The organism is Streptomyces sp. NPDC022910, assembly GCF_055561075.1.
This window is the reverse complement of the sequence record NZ_JBVHHL010000049.1, coordinates 1-26400: the sequence shown is the minus strand read 5'-3', so window position 1 is coordinate 26400 and position 26400 is coordinate 1. Positions and strand designations below refer to the sequence as shown.

Here is a 26400-nt window from a genome sequence, read left to right as displayed (position 1 = left end):
GTCCGCGTCGGCTTCGACGGGCCGTCGGCAACAGGCGCGCCTACACCTCGATGTGCGAGCCCATGATGACCGTGCGGTCTCGAGGGAGGCCGAAGTGCTCGGCGGCGTCGGCCGTGATGTAGGAGGTGGCGATGAACAGCCGTTTGCGCCAGGGTGCCATCGTGGGCGCCTTGCCGCGCCGGAGCTCGATCTTCGACAGGAAGTAGGACGCCTGGTCGAGCTGCAACAGCCCCTCGGTCTCGGCCGTGTCGAGCATCGCCAGTGTGCCGAGCACATCAGGCGTCTCCATGTAGCCGATCCGAGCGGTGACGTGGACGATGCCGTCGTCGGCGTAGCCGAGGTCGTCGACGACGATCCGCCCGTCGGTCGGGACGCGGGGCACGGGCTCGGTCTGGATGGAAAGGATCACGACCTGGGCGTGCCGCACGTGGTTGTGATCCACGTTGGCCCGCATGGCCAAAGGCGCCGTCTGCTTGCCCCGGTTGAGGAAGACGGCCGTGCCGGGGACCTGGAGCGCCGACATCTCCCCGCTGCGGAGCTGGTCGACGAACTCGCGCAGGGAGCCTTCGTGGCGTGCTCGTTCCGCGGTGACGAGCTCGCGGCCGCGCTGCCAGGTCGTCATGACGGTGAACGCGGTGAGGCCGATCAGCAGCGGCAGCCATGCCCCGTGGACGAGCTTGGTCAGGTTGGCCGCAACGAACAGCAGGTCGACGATGAGCAGCACCCCTGCGCCGATCGCGACCAGCCACACGGGCGTACCCCATTTCGCGCGGGCGACGTAGAAGAACAGCAGGGTGGTGATGGTGATGGTGCCGGTGACCGCCATGCCGAACGCGAAGGCCAGTGCCGTAGAGCTGCGGAAGGCGAAGACCAGGGTGAGGACCGAGACCATCAGCAGCCAGTTGACCCAGGGGACGTAGATCTGGCCGATGGTGGACTCGGAGGTGTGCGCGATCCGCAGCCTCGGCAGGTAACCGAGCTGGGCCGCCTGGGAGGCGACCGAGTACGCACCGGTGATCACCGCCTGGGAGGCGATCACCGTGGCCGCCGTGGCCAGCAGGACCATCGGCCACCGTCCCCAGTCGGGCACGAGCAGGAAGAACGGGCTGCTGATGTTGTCCGGATCGTCGAGGATCAGCGCGCCCTGGCCGAAGTAGCTCAAGATGCAGGCGGGGAAGACGAGGAACATCCAGGCGCGAGTGATGGCCCGGCGGCCGAAGTGCCCCATGTCCGCGTACAGAGCCTCTGCGCCGGTGACCGCGAGCACGACTGCCGCGAGCGCAAAGAAGGCGGTGCCGAAATGGCCGAACAGAAAGCCCAGGGCATAGCTCGGCCACAGCGCCCTGAGGATGTCCGGGTGGTCGGCGATGCCGGCGACGCCGCACGCGCCGATGGCCACGAACCAGGCAATCATCACCGGCCCGAACACCCGGCCGACCGCCGCGGTTCCCCGGCGCTGCACCAGGAACAGCAGCACGATGATCACCGCGGTGATGGGTACGACCGCGCTGTGCAGTGACGGCTCGACGACCTTGAGCCCCTCGACCGCGGACAGCACCGAGATCGCCGGGGTGATCATGCTGTCGCCGAAGAACAGCGACGCGCCGAAGATGCCCAGCGCGGCCAATACGACGGCGGCTCGCCTCCCCCGCTGCGAACTCCACCGCCGCAGCAGGGTGATCAGCGCCATGATGCCGCCCTCGCCCTCGTTGTCGGCGCGCATGGCCAACAACACATACGTGACCGTGACGATGACCACCACCGACCAGAACACCAGCGACACCACCCCGTACACGTTCTGCGTGCTGACCGGGACCGGGTGCGGGTCGCTCGGGTTGAACACGGTCTGGAGGGTGTAGATCGGGCTGGTCCCGATGTCACCGAAGACCACGCCGAGAGCACCGATCACCACCGCGAGCCGCACCGCGTCCCGCGCGCTCCCACGACGAGCCTCCGGCGGCCGCGCTGCGGATTCTTCGCCCGCCGCGGCCCCGTGCCAACCATCGGCCATGGTGATCCTCCTCCTCCCGGTCTGCGGTGCCGCAGACCGGTGCATCGGTGCGGACACTACCGATGCCCAGGCGCAATCCCCCGCAGGTGTACGCGGCTTCGTCTCGAACCGTGTCTGCGTGCTGTCGGAGATCAACGCCTGATGCCGATCGAACCGCCGTTGCGTGCCGGCACGCACCATGGCGACCGACTACCTCGGTCGCCCCGCCCCGATCCACAAGGTTTGAATCCTGCCGGGCACTGTGTCCGACCAGGCAGTATGTATCGAACAGCCCCCTCGGAGTGCTCTCCGAGGGGGCTGTTTCGTGCCCCGGGCACAAACGGGGACAGCGCGTCAGGCGGCGTTCTCGGCAGGACTAGTTAGAGATGAGCATCCGCCTTCGCCGTCTTGACCAGGCTCGGAGGGGCTGGGCGTCTGCACCTCCGCCGGTGGGCCCTCAGGGAGCCGAGTGCGGTCGGCCGGTGCTCATCGCTGGCTCCTCTGCCTTCCTGGCCCCCGCCACCCGGCGGGGCGTTCAGTACTGCTCCGTCTCCACGAAACCGGTGCTCGCGTTGTCGTCATCGTCCGCGCCGAAGGCAGCGGCGGTCGGGTCGAATCCGGGCGGGCTGTCCTTCAGGGCCAGGCCCAGGCCGGCCAGCTTCGCCTTGACCTCGTCGATGGACTTCGCACCGAAGTTGCGGATGTCCAGCAGGTCCGCCTCGGAGCGCGCCAGGAGCTCACCCACCGAGTGGACGCCCTCACGCTTGAGGCAGTTGTAGGAACGGACGGTGAGCTCCAGCTCCTCGATCGGCAACGCCAGGTCGGCGGCGAGAGCGGCGTCCGTCGGGGACGGACCCATGTCGATGCCCTCGGCGTCGATGTTCAGCTCACGCGCCAGACCGAACAGCTCCACCAGGGTCTTGCCGGCGGACGCCATGGCGTCGCGCGGACGCATGGCCTGCTTGGTCTCGACATCGACGATCAACTTGTCGAAGTCGGTGCGCTGCTCGACACGGGTCGCCTCGACCTTGTAGGTGACCTTGAGAACCGGCGAGTAGATCGAGTCGACCGGAACACGGCCGATCTCCTGGCCCACCTGCTTGTTCTGCACGGCGGAGACATAGCCGCGACCGCGCTCGACGGTCAGCTCCATCTCCAGCTTGCCCTTGCCGTTGAGCGTGGCGAGGACGAGGTCGGGATTGTGCACCTCGACACCGGCCGGGGGCGCGATGTCGGCGGCGGTGACCAGACCCGGGCCCTGCTTGCGCAGGTACATCACGACCGGCTCGTCGTGCTCCGAGGAGACGACCAGCTGCTTGATGTTGAGGATCAGGTCGGTGACGTCCTCCTTGACGCCCGGCACGGTGGTGAACTCGTGCAGGACGCCGTCGACGCGGATGCTGGTGACAGCAGCGCCGGGGATCGACGACAGGAGGGTGCGGCGGAGAGAGTTGCCGAGGGTGTAGCCGAAGCCCGGCTCAAGCGGCTCGATCACGAACCGGGAGCGGAACTCGTCGACGACCTCTTCGGTCAGTGACGGACGCTGAGCAATCAGCACGAGGTATTGCCTCCAGTTTGGCGCCCGCTATGTGACGCCGTAGACACCCATGAAGGGTACGGGTGGTTCAGCCTCCTACGAGGCTGAACCGCCCGACGCGCCTGTCTGCTGGCCGGTCGGCAGGCCCGGCTCACTGCTGCAGTGGAGTCCAATGATCAGCTGCTCCTGCCCCTGAGAGTCAGCCACCAGCACATCTCGTAGGTGCATACTGGGGGCAATGACAAAGCCTGCTGCACCGAAGCGTCATTTGCCTACCAGCCCCTTCAAGGCCCCGGTCACGCCGCCTCCCAAGCACTTCGCCGTGGGCGACCAGGTCACACACGACGTGTACGGCCTCGGCCGGGTGATCGGCATCGAGGATGGAACCGCGGCGCTCGTGGATTTCGGCTCGGCGCAAATGCGGATCTTGAGCCCGTACGCCAAGATGACCAAGCTGTAGGACCGCTGTGCCGGGTCACGGCACGCCAGGCCCCTTCAGGGACCTGTAACGAAAGGGAGACCTCTCATCGATCTGACGTCGCTGTTCTCCGCCCTGGAAGGGCAACCCCGCTGTTCCACTGCAGCATCGCCGCCTCCGACGACAAATCCCTTCCATGCCCCGGACTTCGGGGCAGACGAGACTTCCCTGCTCGAGGATGTGCAGGAGCCCGCCTCGGGCATGCATGCCGCGCAATCCAAGGCAGCTTAGCTGCCACGAGTGCGGTGGTTTCGACAGCCGGCCGCGGCCGTCTCCGGTGCTGCGGTGAGGAGTGCGGCCGCCTCAGTTTCCCCACTCCTTCAGCCCGGTTCACCGTCGTTCAGCCGAGACCGTGTGCCGGGCCCTTCCCGTAGGCAAGCCGCCATCGTGTTCGCGGGCTGGCGCCAGCCACGAGCACCACGGTGCGGGGCCTCGTCGGAAGCTGTTCGGTCTGTTCCGACCGCCGTGGGCGGTCTGGAGGTCTACGCGGCCGCAGCGCTGTGGGCTTCTATGGTTGCGGTGAGCTCGGGCAGGCGCTCGGCACCTGAGACCGCCCGGTCCGTGACACGCTTCGCCGCTTCTCCCAGACCATCGACGGTTTCCCGGAACAGGTCCATGTCGATCAGTTCGAGTTCCTTGAGATGCGCGGCATTCGCGGTCGTGACGGATGGGCCGAAGGCCTGGAGAGCAAAGCTGGTCGCCGAGCCGGAGCGCAGGACCTCAAGAAGAGGCTGAAGCGGCAACTGCAGTTGGGTGGCAGTCTCCATGATTTCGGCGATGTTCTGCTGGTTCATCATCATCAGCGCGTTGTTGAACAGCTTGCCGAACTGCCCGGTGCCGGCTCGCCCCATATGGATGATCTGCTTGGAGAAGGTGGCGAAGAGGTCCATGACCTGTCCGACAGCGTCGTCGGGCCCGCCGACGATGGTGGTGAGCTCGCGGGCGAGAGCGACCGTGCGACCACCGCTGACAGGCGCGTCGAGCACAGTGATTCCGTAGGGCGCGGCGAGGTCGGCCAGATGCCGCGCCTGTGGCGGTAGCCCGGTGCCATGGTCGACGAGAATCGCCCCCCGACGCATGTTCTCCAACAGGCCTCCCTCCGCGGCGACTTGAAGGGTGTCGGAGTCCCGCCGAAGGCACAGCGCCACGACGTCACTGGCCGCCGCAAGTTCGGCCACCGTGGCGGCGACCGTGTGGGAATAGCCGGACAGCGCTTCCAGTGACGCCGGCCGACGGGCCCACACCGTGAGCGGGTACGGGGAGTCGGCAATCGCCTGGGCGATGGGTGCCCCTTGATCTCCCAGGCCGATGAATCCGACCGTGAGTCGGGTACCTGTTTCCGCCGGATTGGTCATGTCGGTTTCCTCTGTGGGCGCTTCGCTCGGCAGTCTCGGGTGGTTGAGCGTGCGGTGTCAGGCGTTCGTGTTGATGGTGTCGAGTTCGGTGATGGCATCGGCGGGCAACTCCAGGTCGGCGGCGGCGATGTTCTCGCGCAGGTGGGCGCGGGAGGAGGTGCCGGGGATGACGACGGTCGTGGTGGATCGCTGCAGCAGCCAGGCGAGGGCGACCTGCTGAGGTGAGGCGCCCAGGCGGCCGGCAACCGCATCGAGGGTGCCGTGCTGGAGAGGGGAGAAGCCGCCGAGGGGGAAGAACGAGGCGAAGGCGATGTTCTCGCGCGCGGCGCGGGAGACGAGTTCGTCGTCCTCGCGGTTGACGAGGTTGTAGAGGTTCTGGATCGCCACGACCGGAGCAATCCGCTGGGCTTCGGTGAGCTGGACGGCGGAGACTCCGCTGAGGCCGAGGTGCCGGATCAGGCCCTCCTGCTGCAGTTCGGCGAGCGCGGTGAACTCCGCCTCCAGGGAGACGTCGGTGGTGCCCTCGTGACTGCCCAGACGCAGGTAGACGATGTCGAGGACGTCGACGCCGAGGTGGTCGAGGTTGTCGCGAACCTGATCCTTCAAGTCCTGGGGGTCCAGGGAGGAGATCCAGGATCCGTCGACGCCACGGCGCGCCCCGACCTTGGTGGCGACGGTGATCCCGTCGTAGGGGTGGAGCGCCTCACGGATGAGGCGGTTGGTGACTTCGGGACCGTAGAAGTCAGCCGTGTCGACGTGGCTGACACCGGCGTCGACGGCTTCGCGCAGCACGGCGAGCGCCTCCCCGCGGTCGCGGGGCTCACCGAAGACGTTCGGACCGGCCAGCTGCATGGCCCCGTATCCCATCCGGGTGATGGTCAGGTCGTCGGCGAGCGTGAGGGTTCGGAGAGGAGTGTGACCAGGCATGATGCTCCTTGCGAGAGGTAAGTAACCATTAAGTTACTCCCCTCCGAGGGGCTAAGTCAAAGGATGGTTACTTCTGCTAGGCTGGATTTCATGACCGCGACACCCGAAAGCAGCAAGGTGTTCCGGCCCCGGAACCCGGAGGCAACCAAGGAACTCCTGCTCACGGCGGCGACGGAGGAGTTCTCGGAGTACGGCTTCGCAGGTGCACGGATAGAGCGGATCTCACAGCGGGCGCGTACGAACAAGCGGATGATCTACGCGTACTTCGGCGACAAGGACGGCCTGTTCGACGCGGTCCTCAAACGTCAGATCGGACAGCTCGCCGAGGCAGTCCCGCTCGAGGAGGGGAACCTCACCGCTTTCGCGGCCGCACGGTTCGACTACATGCTCGCCAATCCCGAGGCCCGCCGCCTGGCGGGGTGGCGCACCTTCGAGCGGTCCGAGCCGACGGCCGCCGAGACGGAGAGTTACCGAGTGAAGGTCGAGACCGTCGCAGCCGCTCAGCGTGCCGGCAAGGTCAACGACAGCATCCCCGCGATCGATCTCTTTGCGATCGTGCTGCGCATGACCGAGAGCTGGCTGAACGCACCGCCCGCGCTGCACACGGCCGGGTACGCCGACCCCATGGCCCCCGACCGGATCGCCGAACACCGCGCCGCACTCGTCGAAGCAGTGCGCCGCATCACCGAACCGGCCTGATCACACTGGCGTCATTCCTCACCTGGCAGGGCATGATTCTGAAGTTCATCGGAACCGGCGGTGTCCTGGGCATCAGCACATCTCCCGTCCTCAATGCCGTGGCCGACGGGAACCTGAACGCCTGACAGAGCTGACGGCTGTCCGTGGTGGCCGTGGGGGCTGAGCGGCCACCGCCGTCGGCAAGCACGCCTCCCGCAGCCGCAAGGGGCTGGTCACACCGCCCGCCGCGCTCCTGGCCGCGAAGGTCATCATTGTCGTCGTCCTGGGAACTGCGGCAACGGCCCTGCTGAGCGTCAACCGGTCCCAGAACGCGCACGAACCCATCTCGGGCATCCCCTACGTCGTGGCATTGCGACCTCCCTGACCCGGCGGCGTCTTTCGCTTGATAGAGCTTGCAGCGGCCCGCGTGCCGTCCAGCTTTGTGCTCAGGGCCCGAAGGACTTCGTCCACCTTGGCCGGGTCCTCCCGATCAGCCAGGGACGGGGTGTTGCGTTCCACCCGCTTAAGGATCGTGGCCACCTCGGGCGGAGCCCCTTCCCGTCGACGTGTGTGGAACGCGAACTCCCGCAGCGCGGTTCGCACATCGACCGGTTTGAAGGCGGCCGGAAGGGTGCGCAGCAGAGCAACGGTCATGACCATCAGGGCCTTGGCCCTGTTCTCATGGCGCTTTGTATCGACGTACTCCTGACCAGCCGGCCATGCAGCACCCTGCCGTGGGCCGAACGGCGCAACCGACGCATTCGCATCCTGCCGAGGGCACCGACGCAAACGGCCCGGACCGATCACGGTCCGGGCCGTTTTGACAGCAGTCGTCTCTCAGGCTGCCGCAGACGTCAGCCGTCGTTCTCCGCCGACGGGATGTAGGCGCCCGGCACGTTCGCCGGCGCGTAGATCTTCTTCTCGCCGGGGTACGGCTGCGTCCAACCGTGCGTCTCGTACCACGTGAAGTGGTTCATCTGCGCGGGGTTGGCGTAGTCCGCTATGGCGTGGGGCCCGGTCAGCCGCTGCTTGGACTTCCACGCGTCCCACTGCGCCGCGAGCGCCTGCATGTCCGTCGGCACCTTCGCCGACGTCGGCGCGGGTGCCGCCTTGGCGTCCTGCGGGGCCGGGGTGTCCGGGCCGCAGGAGGGCTGGGTGCTCAGGCCCAGGGTCAGCGAGGTCCGGTTGGGCAGCGCGGTGAACGGCGTGTTGTCCGGCGTGTTGGTGAACGCCGTGGTCATCGGGGTGGCCGCGCTGTCCTTCTGGTTCATCGGCTGGATCCCGAGGATCTGCTCGATGGTGCGGATCATCGTGATCTGCGAGTAGTAGCGGTTGTCGACAGCGCCGTGCTGCGCCCAGGGGCTGATGATCTGGATCGGGGCACGGTGGCCGTCGACGTGGTCGAGGCCGGCCTGGGAGTCGTCCTCGACGACAAAGATCGCCGAGTCCTTCCAGTACTTGCTGTGCGAGATCTTGTCGACCATCCGACCGACGGCGAGGTCGTTGTCCGCGACCTGCGCGGCCGAGTTCGCCGGACCACCGGTGTGGTCGTTGGACAGCCAGAACATGTTCAGGTTCGCAGGACCGTTCTGCTCGAAGTCCTGCTCCCAGATCTGCTCCTTGTAGATGTCCGGGACGCTGGTGTCGAACAGCGGGAAGCCGGGCACCGACACCTTGTTGAGCGACGGGATCGCCGAGCCCGTCTGAATGGGGTAGGCGGTCTTCTGGCCGGTCGCCCGCATGTTCTTGGTGTCGCAGTACAGGTTCTGCCAGGTCGCACCGGCCGGCTTGCTCTCGATCGACTGGAACTCGCCGTAGTCCTTGACGGACTTGCCGGCCGCCTGCGCACCGGACCAGATGAAGCCGGACTTCTGGTGGCCGAGGGCGTCGTCCTCGGTGTCGTAGCTGCGCGTGTACTCGCCGGCCGAGGACTCGGTGTACTCCGGGTCGTCGGCCTGCATCAGCCAGTTGTGGCCCTCGGCGGAGTTCGTGCCGATGTCGTACGTGTTGTCGTACAGACCGAACTGCTCGGCCAGCGCATGCTGGTTCGGCGTCACGTTCTTGCCGAACTGCGTCACCGACGGGTCGCCGTTGCCCTGCGGCATGTCACCGAAGACCTGGTCGTAGGTCCGGTTCTCCTTGACGATCAGGAAGACGTGCTTGATCGTCGAGGGGTCGCCGAGCCGCTTCGGGACCGCCACCGCCTGCGCCTTGCTGCCCTCGGCCACCTTGACCGCGCCGTTGGTCCAGCCGTTCTGCTTGAAGACCTTGGCCGTCTGGGCCCTGATGACACTGTCGTCCGGCAGCGTGAACTGCGTCAGGCTCGACGTCGTGTCGTGGGTGCCGTGCCCGGCGCTGGTGGTGGGACGGCGGGCGTCGATACCACGGGTGTTGGAGACGACCACCTGCTTGCCCACGGTGGTGATCTCCGCGGGGAAGTAGTCCGTCGGGAGCAGGCCGACGTAGCTGACCGGCTCCTGCGCGGACTTGTAACGGTAGACCGCGACCGCGTTGGCGCGGCCGAGCGTCACGAGCAGGCGACCGTCGTCGGTGAGCGTCACCGCGTCGGGCTCGTAGCCCACCGACGCCTCCGGCCACGGCTGGGTGGCGATGGTCTGAACGACCTTGTCCTTGCGGCTGTCGATGACCGACACGTTGTTGTCCGCGGTGTTGGTGACGAACACCACCCCGTTCTTGGCGTACACCGCGGTCGGGTGCAGACCGACGCCGATGCTCCCGACGGCGGCGGAGGCGTCCGCAAGGTTGATGACGCTGACCGTGCCGGTGGTGGTGGCACCGGTGTCCGGGTTGGCCGGCACCTGGGTGCCGTAGGAGTTGATCGTGGTGTCACCGGCCTTCGCCGGGCGCCCGCCCTCGTTGCTGACGTAGAGCTTGCTGCCGACCATGGCCATGCCACGGGGTGCGTTGCCCACGGCCCAGCTCTGCTTGATGGCGCCGGTCGCCGCGTCGATGGCGACCACCCGGTTCTGGCCGTTGACCGCGGAGTACACGGTGGAGCCGTCGGCCGAGAACACGGCCGCGCCCACCAGCGCGCGCTTGGAACCGTCGGCCGGGATCGAGACGGCCGTCGGGTTGGCGAGCGTGCCGTCCGCGTTCACGGTGAACTTGGTGTAGCCGTCGCCCTGGCCCAGCCACAGCGTCTTGCCGTCGGGCGAGTACGTCGGGCCCTCCTGGCCGACCGCGCTGCTGCTGATGCGCAGGTTGTCCGCGGCGTTGGTGCCGACCTTCTGCTTCACCTCGCCGGTCTTGAGGTCCATGATGACCAACGCCGCGTCGCCGTCGGTGACCGAGGCCGCGAGGTGGGTGCCGTCCGGGCTGACCGTGGACGACATGATCTTGCCGTCGTTGATGACGGTGCGGCTGCCGTACGGGTCGATGTACTGGTCGCTGGAGATGACCTGGCCATCGGCGGTGGTCTGGCCGACCTGTTCGGTGCCGAACTGCTGCGTCGAGGCGACTGCGGTCCCCGTGACGGCGAGAACCACACCGATGCCGACCGTCACCAGAGAGGTACGGCGGCCGAAGCGTCTACCGAGGAGGCTGATCTCAGCCTTCTCGACACTCTTGCGGCGGCGAGTTACCTGCATTGCGTTATCCCTTCAGGGTGGTGTCGAGCAGCTCGACGTTGCCGTCGAACTGCCACAGCGGGTTCGGTGCGTCCCCGTCGGGGGTGCGCACCAGGAAGTAGCCGTTCACTTCCTTCGGTCCATCGCCATCGGCCATGAACCGCCCGTCTGGAGTGACGTCCAGTTGGTAGATGGCCTGTCCTGCGGCCTCGACGCCGGGGAGATGCCAGCTGACGACGCAGCGCCAGTCGTTGCCCGGGCCTTGCGCCGCGACCCTGACGCTTCCCTTGTTGCACGCCGCCGTGGCCTTCAACTGGGCCTCGGTGACGGCGGGTCGGTTGAGTTCCTCGGTCTGCATGCGGTACAGGTGGGCGAACGCCGTGGCGACCGAGCGCTGCACCTTGTCCTGCTCGATCCCGGAGCCCGTCGCCGAGGTCGTCGCGGCGACGACCGCGAACGACACGGCGGCCACCCCGACGAGCGGCAGGACTCCCACGGTGATCGCGCGGCGGCCCGACCCGTCGAAGGTCAGATTGGTGAAGTCGCGCCGTACGAAGAGCACATACGACAGCGCCGTCGCGACCACGGCCCACACGAGGCTGACAACGATGCCGATCAGCAGCGGGCCGAGCTGCTGGGGGCTGGTGAACAGACCGTTCCAGGAGATGAAGGCGTAGCTGGGCAGGGCGACGCGGACGGCCACGGGGAGCGGCAGCATCTGGGCGACCGCCATCGCGAGCGAGACGAGCACGGGCACCAACAGCCCCATCGGGGACCGTCCCAGCGTGACCGACCCGAGGAAGCCGAGCGCGGCGAGGGCCAGGGTCGGAGCGAGGACGCAGACCCAGGAGAGCAACACCTGGACGGCGGCGTCCGACGGCGCCAGGAGGTGGCCGTCGAGGCCTACCAGTGGCTGGTTGCCGACCGCCACGACCCCGCCGGCCGCGCTGGAACAGGCCAGCCCGGCTACCAGCAGCAGGATGACGGTCAGGCTGGCCAGTACCTTCGCTGCGAAGATCCGCCTGGGCGACCGGACCGCCACGAGCAGGTGGCGCCAGGTACCGAGCCGGTCCTCGGAGGCGAACACGTCGCCGGCGACCACCGCGGTCAGCAGCGGGAGCGCCCAGGTGCCGGCGAAACCGAGCATCACCAGCGGTCCGGCCCACCCCGTGGCGTGCATCCAGCGTCCGAAGAGGGTGTCGACGGGAAGTGTGCTCTGCTGGCTCACCGCGGCGACGAAGAGCGCCGGCGCGATCCAGCAGGCGAGGAGCAGCAAGCGGATCCGCCATTGCGACACCAGCTTGACCAACTCGAAGCGGTAGCCGCGCGGAACCGAGACAGGGCGGGAAGTGGCAACGTTGTCGTCGGTGATGGTCGCGGTCGCGGTCATCGGTCGGTCTCCTGCTGCTCGGTGAGGGCGAGGAACGCGGCTTCGAGCGGCGACACCACGGGTGCGAGTTCGCGCACCGCGATGCCCGCGTGCACGAGTTTCACCACCAGTTCGTCGAGGGCGGGCACCAGCGCGCGCACGACGAGCACCTCGGCGTCGTGCCGTGCCCCGGCGTCGTCGACGACCCGGATCCCGTCCGTGTCGACAGCCAGTCGGCGGGCGGCCTGCGGGTCGGAGGTCAGCAGCCGGTAGTCGAGTTCACGGTTCTCGGCGGCCAGCTTGCTCAGCGGGCCGGAGAAGACGACCCTTCCGGCGGCGACGATGGTGACCTCGGAGCACAGCGCCTCGAGGTCGTCCATGCGGTGGCTGGAGAGCACGACACTGGTTCCGTCCGCCGCGAGCCGGGTGAGGACACCGTGTATGTGTTTCTTGCCGGCCGGGTCGAGGCCGTTGGAGGGTTCGTCGAGCACGAGCAGCCGGGGCTTGGTGAGCAGGGCGGCGGCGAGCCCCAGCCGCTGGCGCATGCCGAGAGAGAAGCCGCGGACCCGGTCGTCGGCGACATCGGTGAGCCCGACCTGGTCGAGCACCTCGTCGACGCCCGCTGTCCGCGCGTCGCGGCCGCGGAGAGCGGCCAGCGCGGCGAGGTTCTGCCTGGCGGAGAGCGAGGGGTAGAGACCGGGCCCGTCCACGAAACCGGCGACGCCGTCGGGAGCAGCGAGCGCCCGCCCGACCGGAGTTCCCAGGATCTCGAGGCGGCCGCCGTCGGCGACGGACAGGCCCAGCAGGAGACCGAGCAATGTCGTCTTGCCGGCCCCGTTCGGTCCGACCAGGCCGTGGATCTGCCCCCGCGCCACATCCAGATCGACGCCGTCGAGTGCGACGACATCGCCGAAGCACTTGGTGATACCGCGAGCCCGGACAGCGAGGAGTGTGTCCATGAGTCCCTTCTTTCGAAGTCCTCAGGGACCCTAGGGAGGGCACACAACCCGGACACGGACGATTGGTTGAACGTACACGGAACGGATCGTCAAGGCGTTGGCAAGTCCGACTGCACAAAACAGCCAGCATCGAGCCAGACTTGGGCATTGCCAGGACGCCCGGATCCGCACCAAGTGACTCCCGGCAGATCGCGGGACGGGGGCCGTTGCCGGGGTGACAGGAGCAACCGCTCGTGCGGAGACCTTGTACACGGCTTGTGGCGAAGGCGAGTCCCCCTGCACAGATGTGTTGACCTCGCAACGATGGGCCGCCACCCGTGACACTTGGGACTCACGCTGCGCAGGACATAGTGACCCCCGGGCGGGGTCAGGCCGCCTGCTCTCCGGGGGGAGGTACGCGGGCGGCGTCGTACAGGGGCAGGCCCGTTCACCCCCCGTGGCGGTCCTGCCCCTGCGCGGAGCCCGGGTGTGCCCCGGTCGCGAAGGCGAGTATGTCGGGTACTGCCTCGCGCAGGCTTCCGAAGTGTCGGTGCACGCCGTCCACCGCGACCGGCGCGGTGACGCTCCACACCTTCATGCCGGCCCGCAGTCCGGACACGGCCCCGGACGGCGCGTCCTCAATGACCGGGCACTTCTCCGGCTCGGCACCGGGTCGCTGCGCGGCCAGGAGACAAGGGACTGGTGACGGCTTGCCTTCCTCGACGGCGGCAGCCACGACCACAGTCGGAACCGGCAGTCCGCTCCGGGTTCGAGCCGTCCGCGTCCCCGGTGTTCATAGTTCGAGGTCACCAGCCCCCAGCAGCTCGGGTGCACCTTCCGAGGCGGCACAGACGCCGGACCGGACGTCGACGTCCTCCAGTTCGTGCAACGCGGCCAGGCACTCCCGCGGTTCCGATCCGGGGCCACCGCGGCGAGGTCTCCATCGGCCTCGTCCGCAGCGCCACCCGGTAGACCGTGTCCGGGTCGAGTCCGTATCGTGCCGCCCACGTTTTCCAGACCTGGGGCTGGGCCTCGACCATGCCGGCCCACCGAGTGGGCTGCGTTACGCGTCCCGGTCGGCGACTTCCTGAGCGGTACGCTCCAGTCGGCTTCGATGGTTCACCCACCACTCCGAGTCGCCCGGCGCCATGCTGTCGTTGCCCTTGTTCATCCCGACAGCACCGTCTATGAGTTCCCGAATGATGTCGGCGTGTCCGGCGTGCCGATGCGTATCAGCGATCACGCGCACTATGGCGTGATGCAACGTCACCTCGTCCCTGCCGTCAGGCCACCACGGCACCCTGCCGATCGTGTCCAGCGCCAGCACGTCGATCGTCGCGTCCGAGTGCGCCCACGCCCGGCGGTAGAGCTCCACGACGTACGCGCGCGACTCGTCGGCGGTGGCCCACATGTCCGCGTTGGGTTCAGCACCGTCTTCGAGCCAGGGCAGCGGCTCGCCGGACGGCCGTCCGAAGGTGTCGCCGAGGTAGCCCAGTTCAACGCCGGCTGCGTGTTTCACCAGACCCAGGAGGTTGGTGCCGGTCGGAGTCATCGGGCGGCGGATGTCGTACTCCGGGAGCCCTTCGATCTTCCACAACAGGGCATCGCGGGCGGACTGCAGGTAAAAACGAAGGGCAGCCTTGGGATCCGATTCGTTCATGGGGCCAGTCTGGTGCTCCCGCGATCTTTGTCCACCGCCTTTGTCCACCGCTCGCGGCGAACCACCGGGCCCTCGTTCCCGTCCAGGCGGCACCCCACCAGTTCCCCCGGTCCTCGTGCCGCTGCCGGGTTGGGGGCTTGGATCTCCTCGGGGCGCTGTCGGTGGTCTCGTCTGGATTCGCCGCGTGACTGAGTCCGCCTGTCTCGCCGCGGTCCGGGAGTCGTACGACACCGTGGCCGCTGAATACGCCGCCCGCGTCAAGCCCCCCGCCGAGCTGGATCCCTTGTCACGCTCGATGCTGGCCGCGTTCGCCGAACTCGTGCAGGCCGCCGACCGAGGACCGGTCGCGGACCTGGGGTGCGGCCCCGGCAAGGTGACCGCACACCTGGCTGGACTGGGTGTCTCGGCATTCGGTGTCGACATGTCGCCGAAGATGATCGATCTGGCGCGAGAGGCTTATCCGGGCCTGCGGTTCGCTGTGGGTTCAATGACCGCGCTGGACCTCGGCGACGGAGAGCTCGGCGGCATCCTGGCCTACTACTCGACTCACCACACGCCACCGGAGTTGCTGCCGCTCGTGTTCGCCGAGTTCCATCGCACCCTGGCGCCCGGTGGATATCTGATGCTCGTCGGCCATGTGGGCAACGGTGAACATTTGCGTCCGACGCAGGCCTATGGCGGCCACCCCGTGTCCTTCCAGTCCTATCTGCTGCCCGCGGACCGGATCGCCGAACTACTTGACCAGGCTGGGCTCGTCGTCACCGCGCACCTGGTACAGGAGCCCGACGAAGGGATGAAGAGGAGGGTCGCCAGCTTTATGGTCCGCAAACCGGAATCCCCCGGGGCTTGAGGTCACGGCTCGGACGGCGGCGGTGCCCGGGGAGCGTGGCGCTACCCGATCACTGCGCCCCAGACGCTCGACGGCCCGATGACGTACTGGCCGCCGGTGTGCCCTGGCCGGGCGGTACCGCCCGTGGCCGCGCCGCTGACACGAGGAGAACTGCGGGCGCGCGTACGGACGTTGATATGGGACGCTGTCGTCAGCCGTTCGCTGCGCCGGGGGGCGTGGCGGGCGTCGAGAGGAGCGCAGGGTGAGACAGGACGGCTTCCGCGCCGAAGAGATAGACACGAGCAGGCCGCACCCTGCGCGGATCTATGACTACCTGCTGGGCGGCAAGGACAACTACGAGGTGGACCAACAGGCCGGCGATCAACTCGCCGCGGCCGCGCCCGAGGTGCGGATCGGTCTGCGGGCCAACCGCGCCTTCCTGCAGCGCGCCGTCCGTTACGTTGTCGGCAGTGGCGTCCGCCAGATCCTCGACGTCGGTACCGGGCTGCCCACCTCGCCGAACGTGCACGAGATCGCCCAGGAAGCGGCGTCGGACGTGCGCGTCGCGTACGTCGACAACGATCCGATCGTGAAAGCGCACGCCGATGCGCTGCTCAGCCGCTCCGGCACGACCAGCATCGTGCTCGCCGACCTGCGCGACCCGCAGGCCGTCCTCGACCATCCCGATGTCCGTCGAGTCATCGACTTCGACGAGCCGGTCGCCCTGCTCCTCGTCGCCGTCGTCCACTTCCTCACCGACGCGGAGAAGCCCGAGCAGGTCGTCGCCACCCTGCGCGCCGCGCTACCGGCCGGCAGCTTCCTGGTCCTCTCGCACGCCACGGGTGACTTCGCTGATCGCAGAGAAGCCCAGGACATCTACAACAAGGCCACCGCCACCCTGAACCTGAGGTCCCGCGCCGAGGTCGAGCGGTTCTTCGACGGCTTCGAACTGGTGGAGCCCGGCCTGGCGCAGGTCCCGTTCTGGCGCCCCGATTCCCCACCGCCGGGAGGATCCGCAGAGATCGGGTTCTACGGGGGCGTGGCTCGCAAGACCGGTTGAACCGGCATCAGCGCGGCCAGAGGGTTGTCGCACCGCTCGGGCAGGCCCGGCTCGGCGAACCGCTGCCGAGTGAAGGCGGGGTCCGCCGAGGTGACAGGCCCAATTTCCTTGCAGGGAACAACCTTTGAAACCTATCGGCTGTCCAACACACGACAGCGAGGAAACGGGCCCCGCTGTAGCCCCGCCGCTTCGTGCCCGGCCATGACGCGATCTCAGGAGCCGTGACATGTCCAGTAAGCGCCTCATCGCCAGAAGCAGGACAAGAAGCTTACGTCTGTCCGCCGCGGCCGCCGCGGCCACGTTGCTGACTCTCGGCGCCACGATCACCGCGACGGCCTCTCCCGCGGCCGCACCCCCCGCGGCCCATGACGACTTCAACCGCGACGGCTACCCCGACCTGGTCGTCTCCGCCCCGGGCGGCACGGTCAGCGCCCAGAAGGGTGCTGGCTACGTCGCCGTGCTGTACGGCTCCGCCGACGGCGTCTCCCCCTCACGGCGAGCGACATTCAGCCTGAGCACCCCCGGTGTACCGGGAGTTGCCAAGGCCGACGACGGCTTCGGCCGGACCACCGCCTCCGGTGACCTGGACGGCGACGGCTACGCCGACCTCGTCGTCGGCACTCCCGGCAAGGACATCGGCACCGCGGCCGACGCGGGTGCCGCGGTCGTGCTGTGGGGCTCCCCGACCGGACTGCGTGCCGACGGCGCCCTCTGGCTGAGAGACAGCAGCCCGGTGACGGGCGATCGCTTCGGGACGGGCCTGGCGACCGGCCGGTTCAAGGGATCCGGCACCGAGCTGGCCGTTCTCCACAAGAAGGACCTACGCACATACAGCTTCGACGCCGCAGGCGGCGTCCGGCACGCGTCCGATGCCGCTCCCCTGTCATGGCACTGGCACGAGGACTTCACGCCCGCCGGCCTCACCTCGGGCGACTACAACAAGGACGGTGCCGACGACGTTGTCGTCCTCGGTACCCTCACCGAGTACGAGTCGCTCTACCCCGTGGAAACGCACGGCTCGGCCAGTTATCTTCCCGGAGGCCCCGACGGGCTGAAGTACGGCCACTACGTCCCGGGCGGCCCGACAGGTGCTTCCGGCGACATCAACAAGGACGGCTACGCCGACCTCGTCATGGGCTCCCCCGCCGACCGCGACGACCTCAACGAGGTCCTGCTCGACGGCGGCAGCGTCGACGTCGTCCTCGGTGGACCCGACGGCCCGGGCGCCCCGGGTTCTGCCTCCCATCAGCGCTGGACCCAGAGCTCCCCCGGCGTCCCGGGCACCGACTTCGTCGGCGACCGCTTCGGTGGTGCCGTCGGCGTCGGTGACATCAACGGCGACGGCTACGCCGACGCCGCGATCGGCGCCCCGGGCAACAACGTCCGTACGGATGACGCGGGCACCGTGTGGCTCATGAGCGGCTCCGCCACCGGACTCACCACCAGCGGCGCCAAGACCATCAGCCAGGACATCTCGTCCGTCCCCGGCACCCCTGAGAAGGCCGACCGGTTCGGCGGCGCCGTCCGGCTGATCGACACCGACAAGAACGGCAAGGCGGAACTGGTCGCCTCCGCCCCCGGTGAGGACACGGACGACGGCGCCGCCTGGGTCTTCACCGGCACCAGCGGCGGCATCACGACCACCGGCTCATGGTCGTTCAACGGCGCCGAGATCGGTGCACCGTACCTTGACGCCCGCTTCGGGGAGACCCTCGCCCCATAGTGGCGGTGTCACAACTGGGCGGCCGGGTCCAGTTCGAGCAGGGCCTCATGCACAGCTCGCGGACGTCGTTGTCCGGTCGAGCCGGCAGGGGCCCTGCTGCCGTGTGTGCACGCAGCCGGTCAAGCACAGCAGCTTCTGATGCTGATCGCGGACCCGTCGGGCAGCGAGCGATACCGCTGCTTCCTCCCTGGCTTGGGCCTCCGGGTCCACCGCTGTGCCGGTCAACTGGGCTCCCCAATGCGTGATCGACGGGACGCCGGCAGCGCGGAGTCGAGGGTGGATGCGGTGTGGGCGTCGAGTAGAGGTTTGGTGACGCGGAGCGCGGCGGAGGAGCAGCGGAGGTGGGGTACGGGCGACAGCCCCGGCCGCAGAAGGACGGAGAAATCGTTTCAGCAGGTCAGGCCGACCGTTTTGCGGTGATCGGTGTTGCGATGTGATTACTGCACACTGATGAGCTTGGCGTAGGGTGGCGCTGCTATTAAGTATCCAATCGCGTACCCGAGTTGACGGTTGGCCGGCGGAGCACTGCGTGTACCCCCCGGGCTGATCGAGAGGACTCTCATGTCTGAATCTCCGGCATATGCAGCGCGCTCGGAAACCGGTCCGTCGGCCGCTGCGGGCCCGGCACGAAGCAGGCACGGCAGGCCGCCGGCACAGGATGAGACGACGGATCCCGCCGCCCGCTCCAGGATGGTTCGCCTCGCGGTCATTCCCACAGCGGCCATGGCAGTGCTCGCCGCCGCTCTCGTCATCTACGTTCTGCGGGCCCAGGCCGGCGCGGCCGATGCGGCCACCTGGGGCGTCCTCGCAGCCGCCGCCGTTCTCGGCATCAGTGTCATGATCGGCGCGGCGCGCGCCGCCACAGCCGAGGCCCGGCTGTCGACCGGGCACCATGCCTCCCTGCTGAACACCGTTGCCAGGGGCCGCGGTGAAGTGCAGGCGATGACGATGGCACTCGAACGGGGGGAGCGCGTGGAGCGGCCCCTGTTCGCGCAGCACGCGCCCAACGAGACCGACAGCGCCAGCCGTCTCGCCTACGAAATCGGTCTCGCCCAGTTCGAGGCCAAGGCCGCCGTCGCGCATGCCGCGCAGCTCGCCCAGGGCACCGATCCGAGCACCGAGGAAAGGGTCGAGGTCTTCGTCAACCTCGCCCGGCGCCTTCAATCGCTCGCCCACCGCCAGCTCAACAGCCTTGAGACGCTGGAGAACGAGGTCGAGGACCCCGAGCTGCTGAATGGCCTCTTCCACGTCGACCACATGGCGACTCGCATCCGTCGCCACGCGGAAAACGTCGCGGTCCTCGGCGGCTCCGTGTCGCGCCGCCAGTGGACCCGCCCCGTGACCCTGATGGAGGTGCTGCGGTCCTCGATCTCCGAGGTCGAGCACTACTCCAGGGTCAAGGTGGTGCCGCCGATCGAGGGTTCGTTGCGCGGCCACGCGGTCGCCGACGTCATCCACCTGCTGGCCGAGCTGTTGGAAAATGCCACCTCGTTCAGCGATCCGAGCACTCAGGTGTTGCTGCGAGCCCAGAGAGTGACGGCGGGACTGGCCGTCGAGGTGGAAGACCGCGGACTGGGTATATCCCTGGAGGAGCAGGCACGGCTCAACTCCCTGCTCACCCAGCCCGACCGCATCGACCTCAACAAGCTGCTCGTCGACGGCCGGATCGGCCTGTACGTGGTCTCGGAACTGGCCCGCCGCCACGGCATTGCGGTCCGGCTTCAGAGCAACATCTACGGTGGCATCCAGGCGGTCCTGGTCCTGCCGCACGGGCTCATCGGCGACGAGGCCACCGAGGTGCCGCTCCAGGCGGCTGTCGAGGCACCGCGGCCCGTGCCGCCGGCCGGACCCCGGCCTCCGGCTCTCCAGGCGGGACCCGAGACGCGGTACGTACGCCCGCCGCTGGATACAGTAGAGCCGATGCCTCAGCGACGTCCGATCCCTCAGGTGCAGGCGGCGGCCGCACCGGCTCCTACGCCGGAGCAGCAGGCTCAGCGGCAGCCGGCACCCGTCCAGCGTCCGGCACCTCACGATCCCGGGCCCTACGAGAGGGATCTCCGCGACGGGCGGCCGCCGCTGCCGCAGCGCCAGGCGCAAGAGCACCTGGCGCCCCAGCTGAGGGATGCGCCCACCACGCGCATGACGGGGGACATGCCGGAGGGGGAGCACGATCCGGGCCTGATGGCGGCCTTCCGGCGAGGATTCAACCTCGCCGAGGACGCATCCGAAGTTCGCCCCGTTGACGACTCTCGCTAACCGCAGATCTCACACGTCCCCCGAGGAGAAAGACGCCACCATGGTGAGCGACACGCGTACTGGCCAGCCTCAGAACCTGGACTGGCTTCTGCAGGGCCTCGTTCAGAGGGTTCCCCATGCCCGCAGCGCCCTGCTGCTGTCCGCGGACGGTCTGAAAAAGGCTGTCGACGGGCTCGCTAACGATGAGGCCGACCACATGGCCGCCCTGGCTTCGGGGATGTACTCCCTCGCCCGCAGCGCCGGTGTCCGCTTTGCTGAGGGGGCCGATGTGCGCCAGGTGGTCGTGGAGCTGGACACCGCCCTGCTCTTCGTATCCGCGGCGGGTTCCGGGGCCTGCTTGGCAGTGCTGGCCGATCGGGAGGCCGACGCGGCCGTGCTCGGCTACGAGATGGCGATGCTGGTCAAGAGCGTCCGCCCGTACCTTGCTACGCCTGCCAGGCACCAGGCGCCGGGCGCGCCGCATGCTGCGGGACAGTGAAGATGACGGACGCGCAGGACGGGGCGTGGCTCGACGATGAGGCCGGACGGTTAGTCCGGCCCTACACCGTCAGCAACGGCCGCACCCGCCCCACAGCGCACTTCGATCTTCTCAGCCTCGTGATGGCCACCGGTGTCCGGCCGAAGACGTACCTCGGCCCCGACTACGACCAGGTCCTCGACCTGTGCGAGGGCCGCCCCATCTCGGTGGCCGAGGTCGCCGCGCATCTACGGCTGCCGGCGACCATCACGAAAGTTCTGCTGTCCGATCTGGTGGGGCATGCCGCGTTGACCACGCAGGCGCCCCGCCCCATCGAGGCGGCCTCCCCAACTGACCGGAAAATCCTGGAGGCGGTGCTCCGTGGCCTACGAAGCCGGCTCTGAGCCCTTTCCCACTGCCCTGAAGATCCTGATCGCCGGAGGATTCGGGGTCGGCAAGACCACCTTCGTCGGGGCAGTCAGCGAGATCGCACCGCTGAGCACCGAGGAACTGCTGACCCAGGTCAGCGCCCGCACGGACAGTCTCGTGGGCATCGAGGACAAGACGACCACCACCGTCGCGATGGACTTCGGCCGCATCACTCTCAGCCGGGATCACGTCCTCTACCTCTTCGGCACGCCGGGCCAGGAGCGGTTCTGGTTCATGTGGGACGAGCTGTCCAACGGCGCGCTGGGTGCGGTGGTACTCGCCGACACCCGCAGGCTCGACGCGTGCTTCGCGGCTGTCGACTTCTTCGAGCGGCGCGGCATCAGCTTCGTGGTGGCCGTCAACCAGTTCGACAGCGCTTACCACTACGAGCCCGACGAAGTACGCGCCGCGCTCGCCCTCAAGGCCGAGGTACCTGTCGTGCTGTGCGATGCCCGGCAGTGCAATTCCAGCACCAACGTACTCATTGCGCTCGTAGAGCACCTGCTCGCCCCGGCTCCCGGCATGTCGCCCGCGGAGCCCACCCCGCTGCACTGACGCACGACGCCGTCGAATGGAGCTCGCATGTCCGCCCCTGTTCCCCACACGGAATACGACCCGACCCGCCAGATGCTGGTGACACCCGAGGACACGGACGCACCGACTCGAGTAGAACGCTTGCGCACGATCGGTGTCGGGAACGCACCCGTCCCGGAATTCGACGCGTTCGCCCGCGATCTGGCCCGCACCCTCGGCACCCCGTACGCCATGGTGAATTTCATCGACCAGGATCGGCAGTACTTCGCCGGTCTCTTCACCCCTGCGGACGGTCAGCCGGGCGTGGAACTGGGACCCCAGCAGGCCGGCACGGACGACCGGGCGATGGCTCGCGATCACGGCTGGTGCCCGCACGTCGTGGTGCGGCGCAAGGCGCTGGTGCTGGAAGACGTCTTTGCCTACCGTAAGTTCGCCGGCAACCCCGTCATCGACGAGCTGGGCATCCGCGCGTACGTAGGCGCACCGCTGATCGACTGGAACACGGGAATCGCTTTGGGCACCGTCTGCGCCATTGCCCCTGAACCCACTCCCTGGGGGCGGGAGGGCCTGGACACCATCAAGTCCTTCGCCCAGGAGATGGTCGACCGCCTGCGCGAGATCGAGGAGCGCGGTCGGCTCTGAGCGAGCAGGGGCGTCGCCCTCGCGGGAAGGCCCACGAGGAAGCGAAGCGGGAGCCGCGGGCACGGCGCTGTGTCCGTGGCTCCCTGTGTTTACACCGCAGTTGCCTCCAACCGCGATTCATCCAGGTGGTCCGTCGGCTCGGTCCGCACGTGGTCCGCCAGGCGCTCGGACCACTGGCCCTTGGCCGTACCGAGCGCATGCTCGGCCAGACGCAGGAGCTGAATGTCGGATGTGCCGGCCGGTGCATAGATGTGCTCGGCGTCCCGCAGATAGCGCTCCACCGGGCGATCGGTGAACAGGCCGCTCGCAGCGTGGATGTCCATGCTGTCGCGGGCCGACTCCCTTGCCGACTCGACGTTGAGGTACTTCGCGTTCATCAGCTCCGCGTCGCAGGGCTGACCCTGGTCCAGGAGATGAACCGCGTGGTACGCGGCCAGCCGGGCGGTCATCAGCCGGTGCTGCATCAGACCCAGTTTGAGCTTGATGTTGCTCAGCGCGCCAAGCGGTTTGCCGTACCGCTCGCGCTCGATGCACAGGGCGGTCGTCTCCTCGACCACCGCTGTGTGGATGCCCAGGCTGACGGCGGTCAGGTTGGGCCTGCCGTAGAGCACGCTGGAGGAGTACGCGACGGCGAGGCCCTCGCCCTCGGTGCCGAGGAGATTCGCCGCCGGCACGCGGCAGTTGTCGAAGATCAGCTTGCCGAAGCTGAAGCCGTGCAACCCCATGGCGGGCTGGTGTTCGGCGAGCGAGAGCCCCGGGCGGTCCCTCTCGACGAGGAAGGCCGACAGCCCTTGAGATCCCTCACCGGTCCGGACGACCACACCGTGCAGGTCGCCGACATGGCTGTTGCCGACGAAGATCTTGTGGCCGTTGAGAACGTAGTCGTCGCCGTCGCGTACGGCCGTGGTGGCCATGCCGAGAACGTGCCCGCCCGACTGTTCCTCGGTGGTTGCGATCGTCGGCAGGCAGTCGCCGGCGGCGATCCGGGGCAGCCAGGTTCTTTTCTGGACATCGTTGCCATAGTGGATGATCTTCGCCACGCCGAGCTGGCTGGCCTGCACCATGGCCCCCATGGCTCCGCTGACCCGGGAGAGCTCCTCGATGATGATCGTCTTGGCCAGGTGCCCGGCCCCCATGCCGCCGTAGGACCGGCCGATGGTGACGCCGATCCAGCCCTGACGGGCAATGAGCCGGGACACCTCGTGCGCCACGGCTCGGGATGCCTCCATCTCCGGTATGCGGGGCCGTATCTCGCACTCGGCGAACTCACGCACACGCCGCCGCAGATCCTCGTGCCATCGCTCGGTGAAGTACCGCTGCACTACCCCTCCTTCACGCTGCTCCACATCCCCTCGGATGTGGGGGACGTCCTTCGGGCAGTGATTCTCCGCCTCCAGGCAGACCGTCAGCATGATTGTCGTCTTATCGATCCTTCTCGGCCAAGATCGTCAGGGCTGTTTGACTCAAACACCTCGTCTTGCCAAGTGACCCCAACTGTGCGATGTGATATCGCACTTGTTCGGACCGAGGATCAACGAGGTGGAAGTGATGCAAGCGTAAGACGGTCCCGCCCGGTCTCTGCACGGGCCCGCAACCAGGCATTTGCCGGTGGAATGCTCAGCTGAGCGACACCGCAATCAGTCACACGCCCGCTGGCCGATAAAGACCGCCCGCGGAACGGCGATCACACCCCGTGGGCGTAGTTCGGCCATGGTTACAGCAACACGGCTATACCAGGGTGACTCTGGGCATGCTTACTGCCCTGGCTCCCCACCAGACACGGCCACTCGACCGCCGGTGCCGCGGCGGGCCGGGCGCAGACCTCTGAAGGCGGCCGGTCTCGCGTGACCCGCAGCCGAACCTCACCCGACGCGGATCCACGTCGCCGGTCGGGGCGCCGGCGAAACGGGCCCCCCGCGCCCCCGCTGCGGATTTCTGACGCCTTCTCACCGCCACGCCGTCACCCCGTCCGAAGAATGTGATGCTTATCACATGGTGCGCTTCGTGGAGACTTTCGCTACTTCGGACAGGAGTTCGGGGCCACCGGCGATGGGCGCACCGGCAGTGGCGTGAGAGGCGTGCAGACCGGGGTGGCGGCCCCGATGAGCTCCACCAGGCCCGCACCGCCGGCTACGGCCTCCTCGGCCCAGGCCGCACCGCCCGCGCTCTCCGGGACCCTCAGCGTGAACCAGCCGACCCTGGCCCCGAACAGCCAGACCACTCCCGGATACAGTCCCGGCTCGACTTCGCGCATCTCGTCGCGAACCCCGCAGGCGATCAGGGAGGTTTTGGAGTAGTCGATGACGATGCAGTCCTGCTCGTCCATCAGGCTCGGCCCGACATAGACCTGGGCGACGATGGCGAGCACGTCGAACGGCGTCATCCGGTTGCTCAGATAACCTGCGGGGTCGAAGACCTTCCCCCGCCACACGGCCATGCGTACGAACCAGACGAGTGGCCGGGCCGCCCAGCTGCCTCCCCACCAACGATGCCGGTGCCTTCGAGCGGACCCTTCGGAACGGCCCCGGGCGAACTGGTGCGGAAGAGCTCCACCAGCCCGGAATCGCCGGCCTTGAGCAGATCCGCCTCGCTGAGTGCCACGATCATCCTCCTGGCGGTCATGAGAACATCGCTCGACATGCGATCCGGGTCGACAACCCTCACCCTCGTGCTTCCAAGGGGACCCGCCACTGTTGCGGGGCCGAACGGCTGCATGCACAGACGGCACATCGCGAGGACGTCGCCGTCGTGACGGCTCCCCGTGGCGTCCCGGCCGTCGTACGCCGTTCGATACAGTTTCTCCTTGATCGAAAGGGGGCCGACATGCGGCTTCGCTGTGCCGTGCTCGACGACTTCCAGCAGGTCGCGACCTCGGTCGCGGACTGGTCGCCGCTGGAGGACCGGGTCGATGTGGTGTCCTTCGCCGAGCACTTCGCCGACGAGGACGCCGTGGCCGAGGCGCTCGCCGGGTTCGACATCGTCGTCACGCTGCGCGAGCGCGTGCCGTTCCCCGGCTCGCTGATCGCCCGGCTGCCCCGACTGAAGCTCCTCATCGCCTCGGGGATGCGGAACACCGTCATCGACTACGCCGCCGCCGAGGCTCACGGAGTGACCGTGTGCGGTACAGCGAGTTCCTCCACACCGCCCGTCGAACTGACCTGGGCCCTGCTGCTCGGCCTCGCGCGCGGCATCGTCGAGGAGAACAACGCCCTGCGCGGCGGGGGCCCCTGGCAGAGCACCGTGGGCGCGGATCTGCACGGGCGGCGACTCGGGCTGCTCGGGCTCGGGAAGATCGGCAGCCGGGTGGCGCAGGTCGGGCTCGCCTTCGGCATGGAGGTCGTCGCCTGGAGCCGTAACCTCACCAAGGAGCGCGCGGACGAGGTCGGAGCAGAACTCGCCAGCTCCATGGACGAGTTGCTCATCGGCAGCGACTTCGTCTCGGTGCACCTCGCGCTCGGGGACCGCACCCGCGGGCTGATCGGCGCCCGCGAACTCGCGCTTCTGAAGCCGACCGCCTACCTGATCAACACCTCACGTGCCGCCGTCGTCGACCAGGACGCGCTGCTCGCGGCGCTGCACGAGGGCCGGATCGCCGGCGCCGGCGTCGATGTGTTCGACGTCGAACCGCTCCCGGCCGACCACCCGATGCGCACTGCCCCGCGCCTGCTCGCCACCCCGCACCTGGGTTATGTGTCGCGTGCCAACTACGCGACGTACTACGGCCAGGCCGTGGAGGACATCCAGGCGTACCTGGCCGGGGAGCCGGTGCGCCGCCTCGGCTGATCCACTCGATCCGTCCGGCCCCGTGTCGGGGGGGGGGGGCCCCGCCCCCCCCCCCCCCCCCGGGGGGGGGGGGGCCCCCCCCCCCCGGGGGGGGGGCCGGCGCCCCCGGGGGGGGGGGCCCCCCCCCCCCCCCCGGGCGCGCCCCCCCCGCGGCCCCCCCGGCGCCCC

23 protein-coding genes are annotated in these 26400 nt (G+C 68.4%); 11 read left to right on the top strand and 12 right to left on the bottom strand.

Going from position 1 to position 26400, the window contains the following annotated elements; all coding sequences use genetic code 11:
* Positions 1 to 40: 40 nt before the first annotated feature.
* Complete coding sequence (locus ACZ3TS_RS32550) at positions 41 to 2011, bottom strand: potassium transporter Kup (protein ID WP_467625027.1); 1971 nt, start codon at positions 2009 to 2011, stop codon at positions 41 to 43.
* A gap of 514 nt (positions 2012 to 2525) precedes the next feature.
* Positions 2526 to 3548, bottom strand: coding sequence for a DNA-directed RNA polymerase subunit alpha (locus ACZ3TS_RS32545; RefSeq protein WP_467625024.1), 1023 nt, complete (start codon positions 3546 to 3548; stop codon positions 2526 to 2528).
* A gap of 217 nt (positions 3549 to 3765) precedes the next feature.
* On the opposite strand from ACZ3TS_RS32545, the gene ACZ3TS_RS32540 reads away from it, so the two are divergent.
* Positions 3766 to 3987, top strand: coding sequence for a hypothetical protein (locus ACZ3TS_RS32540; RefSeq protein WP_467625022.1), 222 nt, complete (start codon positions 3766 to 3768; stop codon positions 3985 to 3987).
* Positions 3988 to 4487: 500 nt separating this feature from the next.
* Here the strand turns inward: ACZ3TS_RS32540 and ACZ3TS_RS32535 are convergent, their stop codons facing one another.
* Complete coding sequence (locus tag ACZ3TS_RS32535; protein WP_467625019.1) at positions 4488 to 5360, bottom strand: NAD(P)-dependent oxidoreductase; 873 nt, start codon at positions 5358 to 5360, stop codon at positions 4488 to 4490.
* Between the two features lie 57 nt (positions 5361 to 5417).
* Positions 5418 to 6287 (bottom strand): oxidoreductase, encoded by an 870-nt coding sequence (locus tag ACZ3TS_RS32530; RefSeq protein WP_467625017.1) that lies wholly within the window; start codon positions 6285 to 6287, stop codon positions 5418 to 5420.
* Positions 6288 to 6377: 90 nt separating this feature from the next.
* Here ACZ3TS_RS32530 and ACZ3TS_RS32525 point away from each other — a divergent pair, with 90 nt between their 5' ends.
* Complete coding sequence (locus ACZ3TS_RS32525; RefSeq protein ID WP_467625015.1) at positions 6378 to 6986, top strand: TetR/AcrR family transcriptional regulator; 609 nt, start codon at positions 6378 to 6380, stop codon at positions 6984 to 6986.
* Positions 6987 to 7322: 336 nt separating this feature from the next.
* Here ACZ3TS_RS32525 and ACZ3TS_RS32520 read toward each other — a convergent pair whose 3' ends face one another.
* The 6 genes from ACZ3TS_RS32520 to ACZ3TS_RS32495 all read right to left on the bottom strand — a co-directional run bounded on the left by ACZ3TS_RS32520 (position 7323) and on the right by ACZ3TS_RS32495 (position 14519).
* Entirely contained in the window at positions 7323 to 7619 is a 297-nt protein-coding gene (locus tag ACZ3TS_RS32520; protein ID WP_467625012.1) for a hypothetical protein, read from the bottom strand.
* Positions 7620 to 7819: 200 nt separating this feature from the next.
* On the bottom strand, positions 7820 to 10573 hold the full coding sequence (locus ACZ3TS_RS32515; RefSeq protein WP_467625011.1) for an alkaline phosphatase family protein: 2754 nt from the start codon (positions 10571 to 10573) through the stop codon (positions 7820 to 7822).
* A gap of 4 nt (positions 10574 to 10577) precedes the next feature.
* Positions 10578 to 11942 carry an ABC transporter permease gene (locus tag ACZ3TS_RS32510; protein WP_467625009.1) on the bottom strand — a complete coding sequence of 455 codons (1365 nt, stop codon included), beginning with the start codon at positions 11940 to 11942 and terminating at the stop codon, positions 10578 to 10580.
* Entirely contained in the window at positions 11939 to 12880 is a 942-nt protein-coding gene (locus ACZ3TS_RS32505) for an ABC transporter ATP-binding protein (protein WP_467625007.1), read from the bottom strand. Before ACZ3TS_RS32505 ends, ACZ3TS_RS32510 begins: the two co-directional genes overlap by 4 nt.
* 427 nt (positions 12881 to 13307) lie before the next feature.
* Positions 13308 to 13595, bottom strand: coding sequence for a hypothetical protein (locus ACZ3TS_RS32500; protein WP_467625006.1), 288 nt, complete (start codon positions 13593 to 13595; stop codon positions 13308 to 13310).
* Positions 13596 to 13922: 327 nt separating this feature from the next.
* Positions 13923 to 14519: a DinB family protein gene (locus ACZ3TS_RS32495; protein ID WP_467625004.1), complete on the bottom strand. Its 597-nt coding sequence runs from the start codon at positions 14517 to 14519 to the stop codon at positions 13923 to 13925.
* A gap of 184 nt (positions 14520 to 14703) precedes the next feature.
* On the opposite strand from ACZ3TS_RS32495, the gene ACZ3TS_RS32490 reads away from it, so the two are divergent.
* From ACZ3TS_RS32490 to ACZ3TS_RS32455, 8 genes are all read left to right on the top strand, one after another.
* Complete coding sequence (locus ACZ3TS_RS32490; protein ID WP_467625002.1) at positions 14704 to 15369, top strand: class I SAM-dependent methyltransferase; 666 nt, start codon at positions 14704 to 14706, stop codon at positions 15367 to 15369.
* A 241-nt stretch (positions 15370 to 15610) separates the two neighbouring features.
* Positions 15611 to 16408 (top strand): SAM-dependent methyltransferase, encoded by a 798-nt coding sequence (locus ACZ3TS_RS32485; RefSeq protein WP_467624999.1) that lies wholly within the window; start codon positions 15611 to 15613, stop codon positions 16406 to 16408.
* Between the two features lie 226 nt (positions 16409 to 16634).
* Positions 16635 to 18131 carry an FG-GAP and VCBS repeat-containing protein gene (locus tag ACZ3TS_RS32480; RefSeq protein WP_467624998.1) on the top strand — a complete coding sequence of 499 codons (1497 nt, stop codon included), beginning with the start codon at positions 16635 to 16637 and terminating at the stop codon, positions 18129 to 18131.
* Positions 18132 to 18854: 723 nt separating this feature from the next.
* Positions 18855 to 20387 (top strand): sensor histidine kinase, encoded by a 1533-nt coding sequence (locus tag ACZ3TS_RS32475; RefSeq protein WP_467624997.1) that lies wholly within the window; start codon positions 18855 to 18857, stop codon positions 20385 to 20387.
* Positions 20388 to 20427: 40 nt separating this feature from the next.
* Positions 20428 to 20865, top strand: a complete 438-nt coding sequence (locus ACZ3TS_RS32470) for a roadblock/LC7 domain-containing protein (RefSeq protein WP_467624994.1) — start codon at positions 20428 to 20430, stop codon at positions 20863 to 20865.
* A 2-nt stretch (positions 20866 to 20867) separates the two neighbouring features.
* Positions 20868 to 21248, top strand: coding sequence for a DUF742 domain-containing protein (locus tag ACZ3TS_RS32465; protein ID WP_467624992.1), 381 nt, complete (start codon positions 20868 to 20870; stop codon positions 21246 to 21248).
* Positions 21226 to 21828: a GTP-binding protein gene (locus ACZ3TS_RS32460; protein ID WP_467624990.1), complete on the top strand. Its 603-nt coding sequence runs from the start codon at positions 21226 to 21228 to the stop codon at positions 21826 to 21828. Before ACZ3TS_RS32465 ends, ACZ3TS_RS32460 begins: the two co-directional genes overlap by 23 nt.
* A gap of 27 nt (positions 21829 to 21855) precedes the next feature.
* On the top strand, positions 21856 to 22449 hold the full coding sequence (locus tag ACZ3TS_RS32455; RefSeq protein WP_467624987.1) for a GAF domain-containing protein: 594 nt from the start codon (positions 21856 to 21858) through the stop codon (positions 22447 to 22449).
* An 89-nt stretch (positions 22450 to 22538) separates the two neighbouring features.
* On the opposite strand, the gene ACZ3TS_RS32450 is transcribed toward ACZ3TS_RS32455, so the two are convergent.
* Positions 22539 to 23771 carry an acyl-CoA dehydrogenase family protein gene (locus ACZ3TS_RS32450; RefSeq protein WP_467625089.1) on the bottom strand — a complete coding sequence of 411 codons (1233 nt, stop codon included), beginning with the start codon at positions 23769 to 23771 and terminating at the stop codon, positions 22539 to 22541.
* Between the two features lie 695 nt (positions 23772 to 24466).
* Entirely contained in the window at positions 24467 to 24886 is a 420-nt protein-coding gene (locus ACZ3TS_RS32445; protein WP_467624985.1) for a hypothetical protein, read from the bottom strand.
* Between the two features lie 386 nt (positions 24887 to 25272).
* Between ACZ3TS_RS32445 and ACZ3TS_RS32440 the strand changes: the two genes are divergently transcribed.
* Positions 25273 to 26232, top strand: coding sequence for a D-2-hydroxyacid dehydrogenase family protein (locus ACZ3TS_RS32440; protein WP_467624983.1), 960 nt, complete (start codon positions 25273 to 25275; stop codon positions 26230 to 26232).
* Positions 26233 to 26400 lie beyond the last annotated feature (168 nt).

Bases quoted from the DNA above. Each gene is read 5' to 3' on its own strand.
- ACZ3TS_RS32455 (WP_467624987.1), top strand. From the start codon at position 21,856: ATGTCCGCCCCTGTTCCCCACACGGAATACGACCCGACCCGCCAGATG.
- ACZ3TS_RS32445 (WP_467624985.1), bottom strand. From the start codon at position 24,886: ATGGCCGTGTGGCGGGGGAAGGTCTTCGACCCCGCAGGTTATCTGAGC.
- ACZ3TS_RS32515 (WP_467625011.1), bottom strand. From the start codon at position 10,573: ATGCAGGTAACTCGCCGCCGCAAGAGTGTCGAGAAGGCTGAGATCAGC.
- ACZ3TS_RS32550 (WP_467625027.1), bottom strand. From the start codon at position 2,011: ATGGCCGATGGTTGGCACGGGGCCGCGGCGGGCGAAGAATCCGCAGCG.
- ACZ3TS_RS32520 (WP_467625012.1), bottom strand. From the start codon at position 7,619: ATGACCGTTGCTCTGCTGCGCACCCTTCCGGCCGCCTTCAAACCGGTC.
- ACZ3TS_RS32530 (WP_467625017.1), bottom strand. From the start codon at position 6,287: ATGCCTGGTCACACTCCTCTCCGAACCCTCACGCTCGCCGACGACCTG.
- ACZ3TS_RS32480 (WP_467624998.1), top strand. From the start codon at position 16,635: ATGTCCAGTAAGCGCCTCATCGCCAGAAGCAGGACAAGAAGCTTACGT.
- ACZ3TS_RS32540 (WP_467625022.1), top strand. From the start codon at position 3,766: ATGACAAAGCCTGCTGCACCGAAGCGTCATTTGCCTACCAGCCCCTTC.
- ACZ3TS_RS32495 (WP_467625004.1), bottom strand. From the start codon at position 14,519: ATGAACGAATCGGATCCCAAGGCTGCCCTTCGTTTTTACCTGCAGTCC.
- ACZ3TS_RS32475 (WP_467624997.1), top strand. From the start codon at position 18,855: ATGGCAGTGCTCGCCGCCGCTCTCGTCATCTACGTTCTGCGGGCCCAG.
- ACZ3TS_RS32440 (WP_467624983.1), top strand. From the start codon at position 25,273: ATGCGGCTTCGCTGTGCCGTGCTCGACGACTTCCAGCAGGTCGCGACC.
- ACZ3TS_RS32470 (WP_467624994.1), top strand. From the start codon at position 20,428: ATGGTGAGCGACACGCGTACTGGCCAGCCTCAGAACCTGGACTGGCTT.
- ACZ3TS_RS32525 (WP_467625015.1), top strand. From the start codon at position 6,378: ATGACCGCGACACCCGAAAGCAGCAAGGTGTTCCGGCCCCGGAACCCG.
- ACZ3TS_RS32465 (WP_467624992.1), top strand. From the start codon at position 20,868: ATGACGGACGCGCAGGACGGGGCGTGGCTCGACGATGAGGCCGGACGG.
- ACZ3TS_RS32505 (WP_467625007.1), bottom strand. From the start codon at position 12,880: ATGGACACACTCCTCGCTGTCCGGGCTCGCGGTATCACCAAGTGCTTC.
- ACZ3TS_RS32510 (WP_467625009.1), bottom strand. From the start codon at position 11,942: ATGACCGCGACCGCGACCATCACCGACGACAACGTTGCCACTTCCCGC.
- ACZ3TS_RS32535 (WP_467625019.1), bottom strand. From the start codon at position 5,360: ATGACCAATCCGGCGGAAACAGGTACCCGACTCACGGTCGGATTCATC.